This is a genomic window from Flavobacterium flevense, from assembly GCF_900142775.1.
Taxonomy (GTDB): domain Bacteria; phylum Bacteroidota; class Bacteroidia; order Flavobacteriales; family Flavobacteriaceae; genus Flavobacterium; species Flavobacterium flevense.
Genome location: NZ_FRCC01000006.1, coordinates 225,005 through 242,529, shown reverse-complemented (window position 1 = coordinate 242,529; position 17,525 = coordinate 225,005). Strand labels below are relative to the sequence as shown.

Sequence of the window (17,525 nt, the reverse complement as noted above, 5' to 3'; positions counted from 1 at the left end):
AAGTTTTTTAATTAAAATGCTGCTGTTAAACCCATACTAAAAACTCTCATTTGTGGGTAACCTGTGAAACTGGTTTCCATGTGTTTTCTTTCCTTAGAAATTAACAACAAATCGTTACCATTGATGTAAAACCCTACATTACTTATAAAAGTACCTGCTAGATACTCTTTTGGTAAGTCATAAGACAATTGAACTCTGGCTAAATTAATTCTATCATTTTTAAACAACCAAAAATCAGAATTTCTATAATTATTATTTCCGGCAGTAGTTGTCAACCTCGGGTAAGTAGCAGTTTCAGCCGTTTCAGGTGTCCAACGGTCACGTAGAGCAGCAGAATACTTCGCATTTACACCAGCAGTTGGCCAATAATAGGATCCGTTTTTTAATCCTACAGAACCACTTGTTCTATTAGCCAAAACAAATAATGAGAAGTTTTTCCATTTTGCGGTTACATTAAGACCCAAAGTTAATGGAGAACCTGAAAAACCTTGACGTCCTAAATAGACCTGATCATTATTATCAACTAAACCGTCATCATTGACATCAACATATTTAATATCCCCTGCTCTAACGTTACCAAAAGCAGGTGTTGGATAATTGTTTTCAATAATATCTTGTTCAGTATAGAAACCATTACTTTTTAATCCCCAAAGTGCATCAATAGGCATTCCTTGACGTTTTTGATAAGCTTCTTCAAATGTAATATCGTTTCTCAGGTCAGCATCTGCTTTGTAATAAGTAGCTACCATACCTACATTCAAATCAACTTTATTCATTCTTTTATTGAAAGATATACCTAAATCAAAACCTTGACGGTTATCTGCATTGTAATTAACATAAGGAACAAAAGATGATGGAGAAGGAAATTGTCCTGCCATAAAACTAGGATAAAGATTGACATCATTAATTGGAATACCAGTCAACTTATGAACAAAGTACGAGGCACTAAACTGCAAACTATTTTTAAATAAAGAACTCTCTAGCCCAAAACTGATTTCTTTTCTTTTTTGGTACGTTAAATCAGGATTACCTACTCTTTGAATGTCTGTAGCTCGTAATTGACGACCTTCCTGCCATGAAAAATAAGCTCCATTATTAGTACTGTAAACATCTCTGTCTAAAAAGTAAGCACCATTGCCAGTTATAAGAGATTCAAAATCTAAATCCGTATTCAAAATACCGGCACTGGCAGTTAATTTTAAATCATCAATAAAAGTAGCATTAGCTAAAAATTCCTCATTACTAATTCTCCATCCAATAGAAGCTGTTGGAGAAAAAGCTCCGCGATTACCCTCTGCAAATCTTGCAGAATGTACCTGGTTTGCTGTAAAATCCAGGTAATATTTCTGCTTAAAATTATAAGCTGCCTGAAAACCTAAATTAGCACTACCAATAGCATGATACACCTGTGATTCAGCAAGCTTATAGCCGTGTGCTACGAGCATACTGGATAGATTATGTACTTTATTAAATGTATTTTTATACTTAAAAGCTCCCGAAAAAAACAAGGTTTGACGTTGGTAAGATCCTTCTAATGTTCTGGAGTTATTATTAACGTTAGTACCTACTTGGTTAAGCTCCGTAATTTTATCTCCTGTCCATGTTGGTACATAAATAGCATAAGTATTATCAGAAATATTCTGCGCGTAAGAAGTATTGTAATCAATGGCAAACTGAGTATCAAAAGACAAGCCCTTTAACACTCTGGCTAAATCAAAATTGATAGTGGCATCAAACTGGTATTTACGAGTTGTAGCTTGTCTTGTACCTCTGGTATAGATATCCGCAAAAGGATTGGTTGCCTGTGTTTGAGTACCTCCCAGAATATATTGACCATCAATAATAAAAGGATTACTACTTAAACGTGCTTGTGAGGCAGCATCTAAATCTCCTAAATAACTCAATGGTATTAAAGGTGCTATCAAATTAGGTCTTAAAGTAGCAGCAGCTCCCCAAAAATTACCCTGTGCTGTTTCATTATCATAAAAAGTAACATTAGTATTAATCTTGGTACTAATCATGTCATTTATCTTAATGTCCAGATTTCCTCTAACATTAAAGCGATTTTCCCCTTCCTTTTTACCATTTCCTATATCAAGTAATGAAGTAGAATTGAAATTTCCAATGTTAACATAAAATTGTGCACTTTCAGTTCCTCCAGTATATTCTGTAACAATTTCTGAACGTGTTGCAAATTTATTCACATTCTTAAAAGAATAAAAGTCAAGATCCGGATAACGAAACGGATTAGAACCTGATGCGTAATTAGCTATTTCTTCATTAGAGTATAAAGGAGCAATACCATCATTTCCTAAAGCCTCATTAAAAAGAGTCATATACTCTGCCGAACCTAAAAATTCTGCATAACGTTTAGGCACATAAAGACTATGATTTAAACGTACATCAAATTTGCTCTTCTTAGCAGTACCTCTTTTAGTAGTGATGGAAATCACCCCTTTAGCAGCACGGCTTCCATATAAAGCTACAGCAGCAGCACTTTTTAAGACTGTAATGTCATCAATTTCAAATGGCATCACATTGAATTCATCACGAGGGACTCCATCAACAATAACCAATTTACTATTCATTCCCCATATATTACCATGATAGCCAGGAATAAAACTAGCCAGATTGTCTAAACTGGAAATTGAATAGTTAGTGTTGAGCATTCCTGCAATGTTTACATTAGAAACACCACCAAGAATGTCAGCCTTATCCACTTTATTAAAAGCAACATTAACCATATTAGAATTCTCCGCTTGTAAAACTATAGTCTTCAAATCAGATTTCACCTGAACAGTACTCGTTTTATATCCAGGTACTTTTATCAACAAAGAACTATTTACGTTTGCAGACAATGAAAACTCACCTGAATCATTAGCTGTTACAGTTTGATCATTATCATCTACTATAATAGCACCCGGTATATTATTTCCTTTGGTATCAAGCACAACGGCAGACACAAGTATCTTGTTATCTTGTGCACTCATTTTCAATGAAAAAAGAGTGTGTATTGCGCATATAAAAAAAACTATTTTGATATATTTCATTATTATTTACTTTTTTTCGATTATATATTGCAATTACCAACCAGGATTTTGACCGAATTCCGGATACAAATTCGCATCAGCTCTTTTCAAAGGAAGCCAATAATGTCTTTCTGTAAAATTACGCTGCCAAACTACATACTCTCTTAAATTTTCTATCCTATTGTTTTGAGGAACATTCTTATCAGGAAAATTAAAAGTTGGAGCAGCATTGTTAGTCTCAGGAATAGAGCGATCAAAACTAATACCTGTTTTAACATTGTATGGCGACTTAATTAACAGACGCCAACGACGTAAATCATTGAATCGATGCCCTTCATAAGCCAGCTCAACTGCACGCTCACGTCTAACCTCAGACATAAAACTCTCAGCAGAAGTAAGAAATATTGGAGCAACGCCAGGTAGAGGATTTCCGTTTGGTAATAGGACACGATTTCTTACTTTATTAATAGCATAGACCGCATTCTGACTAAAAGTTGTCGAAGTAGCATTAACATTATTATAACCCATAGCCACTGATTCTGCATACATCAAATATACATCAGAAAGACGCATCCAAGCCGTATGTACCTGATGCCTGTTGTATGCATTATCATACTTATTAAAACCAAGAGGGTTAAATTTCATCATTAAATAACCGGTATTACTACCCGTATTAGTTGCTCTGTAATTTCCTCCGGTATAAAGATTAGCATAAACAAAATTTTTGGCTGCCGCTGCAGTACTGTTTACCATCTTTTGAGTATCAATACCAAAATTGATGTAAAAACGAGGATCTCTGTTTTTCCATGGATAATGAACATCATAAGCAGAACCCTGATCACCTGGGACATCTGCTTTACTGGCACTATTGATAGGTAAACCAGTATCCATACCAAAATAATTCACATAATTTGCAGTAGCATACTGCGACCAGCTTCTGTCTTGTAAAACACCACCTGCACATAAATACTGCTTGTTAGTAGATTGATCTGTACCACCCCAGTTAGGTCCTCTAAAAATAGCTTCATTATAAACAACATTATTAACTGTAGCACTACCAGGCATTCTACCTCCTTGACCATTGGTCATGTAATTTTCTGAATATTTACTCCAAGGAATTAAGCTGTACTGACAAGCACCCGATTCAGAAGCTTGTAACAAAATACCAAAGGCATCAGCCGCTTTTTTGCAATATTCTGCATTATAAGCATCCGCACCACCTGAAGATAAATTCATCAAAGGACTTCCTGCGTACAAATAATTTTTACCTAAATAGGCAATAGCCATCCACTTATTAATTCTAAGTTCATTTTTACCTTGAGTTAGCTGACCTGCTTGTACTGCATCCCAATTGCTTGGTAATAATTCATACGCTTTTTGAAAGTCCTCAGCAATCTTGTCAGCAGTTTGCTGATAAGTCAAACGAGGTAAAGTTAAAACTTCATCTGATGGAAGAACATAATCAATATAAGGCATTCCACCCCAATAGGTAATTAAATGCATGTGGAACCAAGCTCTGAAAAAATACAATTGACCGGCGATTATATTTTTCTCTTCAGGTGTAGCATCAACCATCTTATCTAAATTTGCAAGACCAATGTTAGCTCTTCTTATTCCATACCAAGCACCAACCCAAAGTGACTTGGATCTTTTGTTATTATCAGTACTAAAGTTATCCGTATTTTGATCTAAAAAAGAACCTCCGTTTCCAAAACCTCCTCTTTGCCAAGCCCAGTAGTTCCCTAAATCAACTTGCCAAATCCAGGCTCCTTGATTAGTTGCATTTTGTTGCCACATTTCTTCTTCTCCATTATTGAAAAAGTTGTTATCATCACGATTACAAAAACTTGGAACACAGTTGTATAACTCCTCAGTAAACCCTTGGAAATTCACAAAGTTTTTGTAAGCATCCTCAGGATTAACTAAAGATGCAGGTGCAACATCTAAATAATCAGTACAGGAAGAAGTACTACCTGCAAGAAAAAAGAAAAGCCCACAATACAAAATTATCTTATTATATATTTTCATTTTTATTGTATTTTATAATGTTAATCTAAAACCTAAATTTACACGTCTTACTGTAGGATAAGCTATCCCTCCATTATCAACCTCTCTGTCATCGGGTGTTTTAGTCCACAAGAACAGGTTATTACCATTAGCATAAACACGTAAGGATTCAAGACCAATAGACTTAACCCAATTTGAGGTGAAATTATAAGCAATTTCCGCATTCTTCAAACGAATATAAGAACCATCATACACATAACGTGTTCCCCAGCTATCACCATTTAATGTATTATTTAATCTTGGTACAGGCGAATCCGCATTAGTATTATCTTTCGACCAATAGCTTCCTTCTTCAAAAACATTATTAAAATACGCTAGAGAAAAAGTTGAAATTGGCACAGAACGCATTACATTACTTACACCGTAAAATTGAACCATAGCTGAAAATCCTTTCCAGTCTACACCAAGAGTAGCATTGTAGGTATTTTGTGGATTACTAGGATAGCCATATCGTACTCTATCAGTATCCCCATTAATTATACCATCTCCATTATAGTCCATTATTCTGTAATTTCCAGGTATCTTGAAGTCGTTTGTTTCAAATGCTGTACTTCCATACAACTCATCCCAGGTATTATAATACCCCTGATCAATCATATATCTACCTTGATTAACAGCATAACCTGCTCTCTTCATATAGTCTGGCAATAGCCCAGGATCATCTCTAAATATAACCCTGTCTTTAGCATGAGTCAAAGCAAAGTCAGCCCACAAGCGAACATCATTAGTAAGTCTCTTACTAAAGTGTAATTCGAACTCATATCCATTTACCTCCATAGCTCCTAAATTTACCCTTGGAGGAGTAAATCCAAAATAAGGAGGCATAGCTCTGTCAGAACCATTCAAAAGAATATCTGTTCTGTAATCATTAAAAATATCAACACTACCTGATAGTAACTTATCGAAGATAGAAAACTCTACACCAAAATTCTTTTTAGTTACATTCTCCCAACCAATATTAGGATTACCAATCCCAGTTTGAGTAAACCATCCATAAGCAGAACTAGTTTCACCCTCAGTAGTAGTTAATCTCGGTCTGGTAATTCCATTACCATAAGTGTCAAAATATAAGAAACGTCCACCTGAACTATCATCACCAATCGTTCCATAAGAAGCTCTAACTTTTAAATTATCTAAAAAAGTAAGCTTACTCATAAATTTCTCATTTGAAATTATCCAACCAACAGTTCCAGAATTAAAAAAACCAAAACGATAGGCAGGAGCAAATTTTTCAGTACCATTATAAGCACCACTATACTCTGCAAAATATTTGTTTTTGTAATCGTATGTTGCACGGAAAACCCAATCCTCACGATAAGATGGAATATCTGCCCCAATGCCTAACTCCTGACGTTGAAGGTTACCCATAGCGGTAACATTATGATCACCAAACTGACGTCCGTAGAATAATTGTGCCTGATATGTTAAATTACGACGCGTTCGACCGTTATCCATTGTTCCCCCATTAATTGTCCAGTCAGAAACTTCATAAAAATCAAAACCTGTAAGACCATCAGGGGCATTACGAGTCTGTGGTAGTCCAGTAAGAGGATCTATCCATTTTTCTTTAACGGTAAAGTTTTGATTATTAGCTCCTCTTTGGTTTTCAACAAAAGTATTATCTAGAGAGAAAGTAACATTTGCCGAAAGCCCTTTTATAAACATTCCTAAATCCTGCTTTAAATTAAAATCTGAAGTAATACGTGTGGTCGTTATAAATTCAGAACCTCCCAAAGATAAATTTAAAGCAGTGTTAGCACCCTGAACCTGATTTAAAGGATGGAATCCCCATGCTCCATCCGAATATTTTGGATAGTAAACATCAGGAGGTAAAGTGTAAGCTCCCTGCCACAAATACCCTTCAGATATTACCCTCCATGGCTGTTTCTTTTGAGAATAAGAACCTGCTAAATTTACTCTCAAAGTAGTAGTTTTAGACAATTGAAAATCTAAATTAGCTCTGGAATTCAATCTGTTTAAGGCATAACCAGAATCAAATCCCTTACCATTAGGTACTAAATCAACCAAGTCTCCTTCGTGTAAATAATCAACAGCGGCGAAATACTTCACCTTATCAGTTCCCCCTGTAATATTTAAATTTGCATTATGAGTCATTGCAAAGTCTTTAAACATAAAGTCCTGCCAATCAATATTAGGATAACGTTCTCTTTGTTCCTGCGTAGTTTGATTACGATAGTTATCAATAAAAGATTGCGGTCTGATATAAGACCAGCTTTCAGGTCTCTGATTCAATTCGTATTCAATTACTCTATTCTTAATAAGTAAAGCGTCATAAGCATCATATTTACCTGGTAGTTTAGAGGCTGTTTTCATTACAGAGTTGTAACCAAAATCAATTTTTGCTTTTCCCTCAACTCCTCTTTTAGTAGTAATTAAGATTACACCATTTGCTCCTCTAACCCCATAAACAGCGGTAGCTGAAGCATCCTTTAAAACAGAAACCGTTTCAACAGAGGTCATATCAACACTGCTAATTTCACGCTCAATACCATCAACAAGAATAAGCGGACTACTACCATTCCAGGAACTAACCCCTCTTATTATAATTTGAGGATCTTCCTCTCCTGGTTTCCCAGTAGTTTGCAAAGTGGAAATACCCGGAAGATTTCCTGTCAATGCTGCACCTAAACTAGACACCCCTCCTGTACGTTGCAAAACCTTACCTGTTGTTTGAGATATAGAACCTATAACACTAGCTTTCTTTTGCGTACCAAAACCAACTACTATAACTTCCTCTAAACTAGTCTGATCAGTTGACATCACAATATTAATCATAGATTGTGATCCTACTTTTCTTTCTATTGTTTTAAAACCAATACTGGAAAAAACTAATATAGCATCAGCTGATGGTACATTAATTTTATAATTTCCATCAAAGTCAGTAATAACCCCCAGATTAGGATTACCCTTAACAGCTACAGTTACACCTGGTATAGGTAATTTATCTTCAGAAGAAGTAATTGTTCCCGAAACAGTAATTTGTTGACTCGATTGATTATTTTTAGCAGCTGATAATGGAGAATCAATCGTAGCCTCCTTAGCTGATAATTCATTCGAAAACAAAAACTGAAACAAAACTACCATTGCCACAAAATTTACTTTTCGTGGAATTTTTATTAATTGTATTTTCATATTAATATTTTGACATTTTTTAATTTATTTACAAATTAGAATTTACCTTTTACACATAATTTTAAATTATCTAAGTTTTTTAGTAAAAAAAAACATCTATTGGCAATTTAGTTTTATGGCTTTGGTTATAAAAATCAACACTATATAAAATATAGAGGTATTTTAAGAAGAATATTACATCATAGGCTTTGGTGGTTTATTTATTGGTTAGTTAATAGAAGTTTACTGTTGGTTATTTAAATATTATTAATTATAAATCCTTTATTAAAAAAAACAATCGGTTGTGTTGTTGCTTTCAAAAATAAGTGTTCTTTAGACACTCTTAAAAATTAACACATAATTTAGAAATAAGTGTTAAGCAAATGTAAAATAAAAAAAAGAAACAAACAACCGATTGTGTTGTTATTTTTTGTTAAATATAAAAAAAAACATGAAATAAAATACATAGTATATATTAATACCATAAATACTTTAAATATACAATAAATAAAAACGTACTAAAATAGCATAAACAAAAGGCGTATTTCAAAAAACTATCTTAAAATAAAATTAATATTCAATTCTCTGCTTAATCCAGCTTGGCTTATTGATATAAAACATTCCGTCTTTATAATGCACCGGTTCAATTCCCATTTGAGGACCTTTTTCCCATTCCTCAAAAGTCTGACTATAGGGATAAGGTCTTTTTTCATCCATAAAATAATGGCAGGAATTCCATAACTGATTATCAGGTCCAATAAATAAAGCATTGTGCCCTGTTTCCTGATAAGGATCAGGAGTATCTTGAAACTTCAAATGAGAATAACCACCACCCTGGGCTAGTTCAGGGCGGTAATGTTTTTTTCTGGTGCCAAAAATAGGTTCCTGAGAAGCTAATTCCCAAGGTCCTAATGGTGATTTTGATTTTAATAATCCCACTTCATAGCCACGAGTCCAACTAGAAAAAAACATAAAATAAGTTCCCTCTCTTTTAATTACAAAAGGTCCTTCGATTCCTCCTACCATCCATTCCGGATAACCTGGCTGTTTTTTGTCCAAAAACTTTTCAATGAGAGTTGTTAATTTTCCTGATTTTAAATCAATTTTAGCCTGAAACAAACCATTACCACTACAGTACAAATAGGTTTGCCCGTCTTCATCTTCAAATAAAGTTGCGTCATTATTATATTGTGGAGTCAAAGGACCATTTACTAATTGATAAGGACCTGTAACTTTATCCGCAGAAAATAACCAAACACTATGGGTATTCATCCCTTTTGGATCCTCGGCAGTTACTTTCCCGCTGTTTACTGTTAAGTAATATTTGTTTTGAATAAAATGGATTTCGGGAGCCCAAAAACGACCATTATAAGGGCAATCTGCCGGTAACTTACTGGCATCTATTATAAATGAATGCTGCTTCCAGTTCACCATATCATCAGAAACCAGCATCCGAACTCCGGGATTGTGCCCAGTCCAAACTGGCTCCGAAGTTCCTACGCAATACCATTTATTTTCCACTTTTATAATAAAATGATCCCGCATGGAAATATTAATATCTCTGGTAATAGGATTGGTATACGTAAAAACTTTTTTTTCTGTTTGCCCAGTATTTTCTTTTAAATCCTTGGGCTTTTGTGCAAAACCAAAAGCGGTTACCAGCAATAAAATCCAACTAATAGTTAATTTATTTTTCATCTTATTTTCTTTGGTATGGACTTTCATCCATTTTTAAATGTGTCTGCTCAAAACCATCAGTATCCACAATTATTTTATAAATAACGATACCGGGATCTAGTGGTTTTATACTTAAAGTATATTCACCGTCTGAAGATTTTGGTAACTCCAAGTTTACAGTAGTTTCAATCATTCTGGCAGCTCCCGCGGGATACATTTTTGAATAATTATTTGCCCAGGTTAGCTCATCATTAATATTCCATGAAACTTCATTTGCACCATTAAATGAAGCAGTTACATTATGACCTCCTTTTTTAAATGGTAGTGTACAATCAAAAAACACTCTTAGTTTAATACTTTCTTTTTTTGATTGCAAATTCATTTTATATTGAATTTCTGCTCCTTTAGTAGTTTCCGTATAAGGCATTAAAGCTATTCCTGATAATGTTCGTCCCAAATCAGGAATTACTGTCCAGTTTGTTTTTGGAGTATTTTTAATCTCAAAATAGTGCTCGGCTTCCATTACCACTACTCTATTTTTTTCATCAAAAACATAACCTCCTTTTTTTGCCTCTTCCGTAGTTATTCTTTTAACAGTTGGTTTAATGTTTCCTCCTCGTGGTTCATCCCAGGATTTATAACCTATATGAGTTTGATCCATGAGATGATTCCATTTTCCATCTGAAATATTATGGTTGTAATCATAAGAATAATCGGCATCTCTTTTAAAACAAGCGTCCATATAATCAGCCCAATAATTGGCTTTTATGTCCTTCTCAGCAGTCAGTTTTTCATTCATAGCCACAGCATAATACATATCATAAAGATTAGCCATAGCACGAACAGGATGTAAAATAAATTGCTTATAAGAATCCTTATAATTTTCAGGTAAAGCCATAAATTGTCTCAATGCTTTTGCTTCCAGTGCCAGATAAGCATCTTTAACCTGCAAAAATTCACCACTTTCAAGATTATAGGTTTTATGATTCATCATTTCAGCTGTAACACGGCTATTGAATTTACAATAAGTACTTATAATCTCCGCTGCTTCTGTAGCCTGAGCTATTCCAAATTGTTCTTCACAGAATTTCCTGGCGTATTCCTGCAAGTTGTTTTCGTTAAAAGAAGTTGGATTCCAAGCCATCGTTAAGAAGAAATCCATAGGATATTCATTAGGCTTTAAATCACCAACGTTTAGTAACCAAATTTTATCCACTCCATAACTATAAGTCAATTGCAATTGTTCCCACATGTGAGGGATCTGAGTCATGTTCAGCCATTGATAGGCTCTTGGCGCTCCATGTAGATCCACGTGATAATAAATCCCATATCCACCCGGATGTTTTTTAGCTCCCAGTTCAGGCAGTCTCCTTACATTACCCCAATTGTCATCACAAAGTAAAATAGTCATGTCATCAGGCACTTTCATCCCCTGATCAAAATATTCCAAGACTTCGCTGTACAAAGCCCAAATCTGAGGTGTTTGGTTGATGGTTTTTTGGGTTACCTTTTTTATAATATCCCGTTGATCTTTAATAATTCTTTCTAGTTCTCTAAAATTAGCTTCGGCACTACCTAAATCCTGCATGGGCAAATCACCATCGCCACGCATTCCCATGGTTACAATATTTTCATAGTTTTTATTTCTTTCTAAACCATCTTCCCAAAATTTTTGTAAACCTGCTTTATTCGTTTTGTAATTCCATTCCCCATTCCCATACTCTTTTCTATGATTACCCCATTCTTTTTGAGCGCGCATCATAGGCTCGTGATGGGAAGTCCCCATTACAATTCCGTATTCATCTGCAATACGCGGACTTTCAGGATCATCCTCATTAAATGCATTTCCCCACATGGCCGGCCATAAATAATTGGCTCGCAAACGCAACAACAACTCAAACATATGTGAATATACTTTGCTATTTGCACCTCCAAATTTTTCTTTTGCCCAGCCGGAAAAACAAGGCGCTTCGTCATTGATAAATATCCCTCTGTATTTAACTTTTGGTTCACCCGAAGCATAACGACCGGATAATACATAAGCCGTTGTACGCTTTTTAGCAGGAACGTCTCCCCACCAATACCATGGTGAAACACCTAATTGTCTGGATAATTCATAAATTCCATAAATGGTACCACGTTTGTCACTACCAGCGATAACTAAAAGTTTAGCTCCTGATTTTTTAGGATTATCCATTGTTGTGATAACAAAACTCTCCCATTTTCCTTTTAAATCTTTTGTGCTTAGTTTACCCGATTGAGCTAAATTATCAATTAGTTTACTATTGCCCAGTGTTCCAATTACGATTTCGTACCCTTTTAGAGCATCATTGGTAAGCAATTGAGGTTTTATTCCTGTAACACTATTGATATCATTTTGTAAATCTCCGATAGCCCGAATAACTCCTTTATAATCAGCAATATCATATCGAATGGGTGTTGCTGTTTTTTCTTTGTTTACAATTGGGAAAGCTTTATTTATACCTTCATTATTTTCTGAAATAATGTTTTCCATCAAACCAGTAGTTTGCTGGGCATTAACAATATTAAAAAATACCAATAGAAACATTAAGCTCCAACAATATTTACTATTTTCCATATAAATTAGCATCTTACTTTTATTTAAAACGTATCCAATCGACTTCAACCTCTTTATTGTTTTCTTCCAATGTTACATAAAGGTTTTGGATACCTTTCTTAAACTTAGTAACTGGAACTTTTATCTCTTTCCAATCTGTACTTTCAGGAATTTTTACTTCGGCAATGAGCTCGCCATTTTCTCCTTTAGTACGTATTTGTAGAACACCTCCAGTTGAAGACATCGCTTTTACAATAACCGATTTCAAGGCTTTTTTACCAAAATCAACCGCATCATATTGTATCCAGCCCTCAGAACTATTTAGTACTGTTTTCCAACCTTTAAAACTATCAAGTGGATCAATAAAAACGATTGATGCTCCTTTTTCACTAATCTTACTGTATCGGTCAATCTGGATTTCTTTTAGAGCATTAGTTATACCAATTCCTCTTAAAGTTGGAATTACTTTTTTTATTGTTCCATCCGAATTAAAGGATAAACTATCTGCTCTAATCGATCTGGCTTTATCAAATGTGGGTGAATAATCATTGTGATGATAAAACAAATACCATTGATTTTTAAACGCTATAATCGAATGATGATTTGTCCAGCAGCCTGTAGGAGATTCATCCATAATAACTCCCATAACTTTGAAGGGTCCTAATGGGTTATCGCTAATTGCATATTCTAAACGCTCAATTTTGTTTTCTACATGGGGATAAGTCATGTAATAAATTCCGTTTCTTTCAAATACATAAGGTCCTTCTTTTAAACCTTTTGAAGGTAAATTTGCCAATGTCTTCACTTCGGAATCCAATTCCAGCATATTTTCTTTCAGCTTTGCTCCAAAAATATCCCGCGAAGACCAATACAAATAAGCCTGTCCGTCTTTATCAATAAAGACATTAGGATCAATACCTCGTACTCCTTTTATAGGATTCTTTTCGGGTAAAAATGGTCCTGCAGGAGTATCTGCAACTGCTACGCCAATTGTAAATCCTTTACCAATTCCGATAGTGTCTTTTGGAGTAGAAGGAAAATAAAAATAATATTTTCCATTCCTTTCGATACAGTCCGGAGCCCACATACTGTAACTGTTTGGGAGCACCCAAGGCACTTTATTTTGTTGCACTATCATTCCATGATCAGTCCAATCAGTAAGGTTTTCAGAAGAAAAAACATGATAATCTTCCATACAAAACCAGTCTTTTCGAGCTACTCCTTCCGGTGCTAAAATATCATGAGATGGATACACATATACTCTGTCTCCAAATACTCTCGCAGAAGGATCAGCAGAATACTGATTTCTTATTATTGGATTTTGTGCCACTACAACGTAGGCCATCAACACAAGAATAGTGCTAAAAATGGTGGTTATTTTTGGGCTTTTCATTTATTGATTTTTTGGTTGGTTTATTTGGTCTTTGATAAATTATTTTAGCACTCTTATTTGACAAAAGCGAGGAGTTGGGATTTTATTTTTGGCTGTAATTTTCAATTGAAAATTTTCCTCTACTGGTACTTCAATTTTAATAAGCTTACTTTCAACAGCTGTAATTTTAGCTTCCTTTCCATTGATTGTAATCTCAAGATTTTCAATCTTGACATTATTCAAAGTACTTATTTCAATGTATTTACCAGCATTATTTTTGTTTTGTAATTGGTATGAAATATAGGAGCGTGTGCTACGCCAAAATTTCTCATCATCATATCCCGAATTGCTTTGCTCCCCTATGTACTGATGATCCACCTCTGGCTGTTGCTCACCACAATTAATTTTATCTACAGTCTTAGCTTCAATGGCTAAAAGTTCCATTTCTTTTTGTTTTTGAGCCTCTTTTTGTTTTTCATACTCTTTTTGGGTAAAAGTTTGAAAATACATTTGATAACGTGCGTCATGAATTTGATAAAACGGCTGTAAAGTCAATGAATCCATTTTGAAATTCATATTATCAATGGGTTGCAATTTTGAAACATAATTTTTAGAATCGTCAACCAACGCATAAGCCTCATTAATTGGGTACAATTTTCCTCTTGTTTCATGTCCCATTCTACTATCATCAGCAAAAAGTCCTTTTAAATCGTCAGTAGAAGTTTGAGCGGCTAAAACGATAGGTCCGCGTACAAAAGCTGCCCAATTAGAACCATCCGGTAGATATTCTAACTTAGTATTCATAGTAAACTGCACAACGATTTTATCGCCATTTTTCCAATTTTTATTCAAATTAATGTATTCTGAAGGATTGGCTTTCACTACTTCTGCTTTTCCATTCACCAGAACTTTAATGTTTTCAGCCCATTTAGGGTAACGAATATTAAGAGAGAAAGTCTCTTTTTTATTGAGTTTTAATACCAATTCAGTAGCATTCTCGTTTGGAAAATTATTTTTCTGTATCAATTGAATTCCTTTTTCTTTCCAATTCAATTCAGAAGGAATAAAAAGATTTACAAAAAGATCTTTATCAGTATGACTATAAATTAATTCCCCATATTTAGTATGATTTTCTATCCCGGAACCCACACAACACCACATACTGGTTTCTGGTTGGGAATAGACTCTGTAATGGTTTGGTCGAATGGGTGTAAAATATACAAAACCTCCTTTTTCAGGATGTTGAGTCGATAAAATGTGATTATATAGTGTACGTTCATAATAATCAAGATAACTCACATCATTATTATCTAAAAATAAAGCCATACTTAATCGAAGCATATTATAACTGTTACAGGTTTCAGGTCCCTGATTCGATTCTAACATACCTTTAAAATCATTAATTGGATTAAAATGTTCCCGAACACTGTTTCCTCCAAATGCAACACTACGATTTTCTGTAATATTATGCCAAAAATATTCCGCTGCATGCTCCCATTCAGGATTGTTTGTCAATGTGCCAATTTTTTCAAAACCAATTACTTTTGGTATTTGTGTATTAGCATGAAGACCTGTAAGCTTATCTTGTTTTTCAAGTAAAGGATTCAAAATTTTAAGATGTGAAAGTCTTTTTGCTGCATCAAGATACTTTTTGTCTTTGGTAATAATATACAAATCGGCAAAAGTTTCGTTGATTCCTCCATGCTCTGTATTCAATACTTGCTGAATTTGCTCAGTAGAGAGTGGTTGTATCAATTCAATAAACCAATCGCCTAACCCTATCAATACTTGTTTTGCCTGATTATTACCTCCTATTTCATAGGCATCTCGCAAACCTGCAAAAAGCTTATGAATATTGTAAATAGGTACCCATGTATTGTTTAAACCAAAAGTACTTCCATCGATATCTCCTTTGTGAATACGTTCCCAAAACACTTTTCCATTAGGAATTCCGCCCACATAGCCATTGCCATTTTTTGCCTGACAAAGAGCCAGTTCGCTAACCATGTAATCCAAACGTGTTTTTAGTTCTGTATTTCCTGTACTGGCATGCATCATAGCTAATGCAGACAAATAATGTCCTCCAATATGTCCGTCTAACCCTGTACTTTCCCAGTTACCATATCGTTTGGCTTTTAATGGTAAACCTGCATCAATTAAATAAGGGGCAAGCAATTTATCTGGATTAAGATCTAAAATGTATTTTAAATCAACATCCTGGGCTTTTTTAAAAACACCATCTGTAAGCCTTACTTCCTGCAATTTAAAGGGTTGCATTTGAGCAAAAGAAGACTGAATACAGATAAAAAGTGCTATATATTTTAAATTTTTATATTTCATAATTACTATTTTGAATGATAACCCATTCCTGTTTTATCAATATTAAATTTTAAATAATTCCAGATCAATTGCCTCTCCTAAACGACGATAACCTTTTTCATTAGGATGTAAAAAATCGTTATCATGCATATCAGGTAAAATAGTCTGTGATTCTGTATTTGATTCCATTACTTTATCAAAATCAATAACCGCGTCAAAACTCTTGCTGGATCGTATCCATTCATTTACAATACTTCTGGCTTGTTGCTTAAAATCGGCATCATAAAATGATTTTTTAAAAGGTAAAATGGTACATCCGTACACTTTTATTCCTTTAGCATGGGCTTTGTTTATCATAACCTTATAGGCTTCAATGAGTTCATTAGCTCTTACAGGAGCCTCTTCTGCTTTTCGAATACCTCCAATATCATTAATTCCTTCTAAAAGAATCAACCATTTAACTCCATTTTGAGAAAGTACATCCCTGTCAAAACGGTCTAATGCTGTTGGACCTAAACCTCCTCTTAAAACACAATTACCACCAATACCTAAATTTAATACACCTACAGTATTAGTAGCATTATTAGCTAATAATCGTTTAGATAAAATATCTGTCCATCGATTTTGTTTATTTGTTCCTGAACCTCTCCCATCAGTTATTGAATTTCCTAAGCAAACAATAGTATTTGCCTTATCCGATGTCATCACATCAACCCCCATGATTGTATACCAATGATCAGTTTTAATTGCACCAGAAAAATCAATATTCTTACTATGATCTCCTTCTAAAAGAAATGATGTGGTTCGAGACCCGGGATGACCTGAAATTTTTGAAGCCGTTTTACCATAATGAATAGTAATGGCTAAAAGTTGTCCTGCTTGTAATGGAAAATCAAAACTATCCGAAAAAACATCCGTTTTTGCTTCCATAGTAACGGATGATGATTTTCCTCCAAAAGTGAGTTGCTTTAACGATTTTCCATCAATAATAGCTCCTTCAACAACATGAGCAACTGTTACAGATTCGATGACCGTAGCCTCATCACTAAATAAATTGGAAAAACGTAACCTTATATTTTCCCCTCCTATAGAAACTCTTATAATTTGTCTTAAGGTATTATTTGTAAGACCAGGATTTGGAGGTACATTATGAGGTTCAACTAATTGTTGTGCTGTTGCCCAACTTCCAACCCAATTTGACTTATGACTCGATAAGGATTGTGATTTACATCCTGAAAAAAGAATAAGTAAATAAAAAAATAAGAGTGACCTTGTAAATCGTTTGTACATAAGTAATTAATTATTATTGTGTTTTAACAACATCATTTACAACCGTTTCCTAAACATTCAT

General features: G+C 34.4%; 8 protein-coding genes. All 8 read right to left on the bottom strand.

Going from position 1 to position 17,525, the window contains the following annotated elements:
- Nucleotides 1-11: 11 nt before the first annotated feature.
- The 8 genes from BUB89_RS11970 to BUB89_RS11935 all read right to left on the bottom strand — a co-directional run bounded on the left by BUB89_RS11970 (nt 12) and on the right by BUB89_RS11935 (nt 17,464).
- Nucleotides 12-2,990 carry a SusC/RagA family TonB-linked outer membrane protein gene (locus BUB89_RS11970; protein ID WP_200806828.1) on the bottom strand — a complete coding sequence of 993 codons (2,979 nt, stop codon included), beginning with the start codon at nt 2,988-2,990 and terminating at the stop codon, nt 12-14.
- Nucleotides 2,991-3,083: 93 nt separating this feature from the next.
- On the bottom strand, nt 3,084-5,057 hold the full coding sequence (locus tag BUB89_RS11965) for a RagB/SusD family nutrient uptake outer membrane protein (protein WP_073245356.1): 1,974 nt from the start codon (nt 5,055-5,057) through the stop codon (nt 3,084-3,086).
- Nucleotides 5,058-5,069: 12 nt separating this feature from the next.
- Entirely contained in the window at nt 5,070-8,249 is a 3,180-nt protein-coding gene (locus BUB89_RS11960) for a SusC/RagA family TonB-linked outer membrane protein (RefSeq protein ID WP_083552744.1), read from the bottom strand.
- A 549-nt stretch (nt 8,250-8,798) separates the two neighbouring features.
- Nucleotides 8,799-9,926, bottom strand: a complete 1,128-nt coding sequence (locus tag BUB89_RS11955; protein WP_159434577.1) for a glycoside hydrolase family 43 protein — start codon at nt 9,924-9,926, stop codon at nt 8,799-8,801.
- Between the two features lies 1 nt (nt 9,927).
- Nucleotides 9,928-12,420: a glycosyl hydrolase 115 family protein gene (locus BUB89_RS11950; protein ID WP_234982629.1), complete on the bottom strand. Its 2,493-nt coding sequence runs from the start codon at nt 12,418-12,420 to the stop codon at nt 9,928-9,930.
- A 103-nt stretch (nt 12,421-12,523) separates the two neighbouring features.
- Complete coding sequence (locus BUB89_RS11945) at nt 12,524-13,876, bottom strand: family 43 glycosylhydrolase (protein ID WP_073245351.1); 1,353 nt, start codon at nt 13,874-13,876, stop codon at nt 12,524-12,526.
- A 39-nt stretch (nt 13,877-13,915) separates the two neighbouring features.
- Entirely contained in the window at nt 13,916-16,195 is a 2,280-nt protein-coding gene (locus BUB89_RS11940) for a glycoside hydrolase family 127 protein (RefSeq protein ID WP_073245350.1), read from the bottom strand.
- A 42-nt stretch (nt 16,196-16,237) separates the two neighbouring features.
- Nucleotides 16,238-17,464 (bottom strand): SGNH/GDSL hydrolase family protein, encoded by a 1,227-nt coding sequence (locus tag BUB89_RS11935; protein WP_073245348.1) that lies wholly within the window; start codon nt 17,462-17,464, stop codon nt 16,238-16,240.
- Between the last annotated feature and the right edge of the window lie 61 nt (nt 17,465-17,525).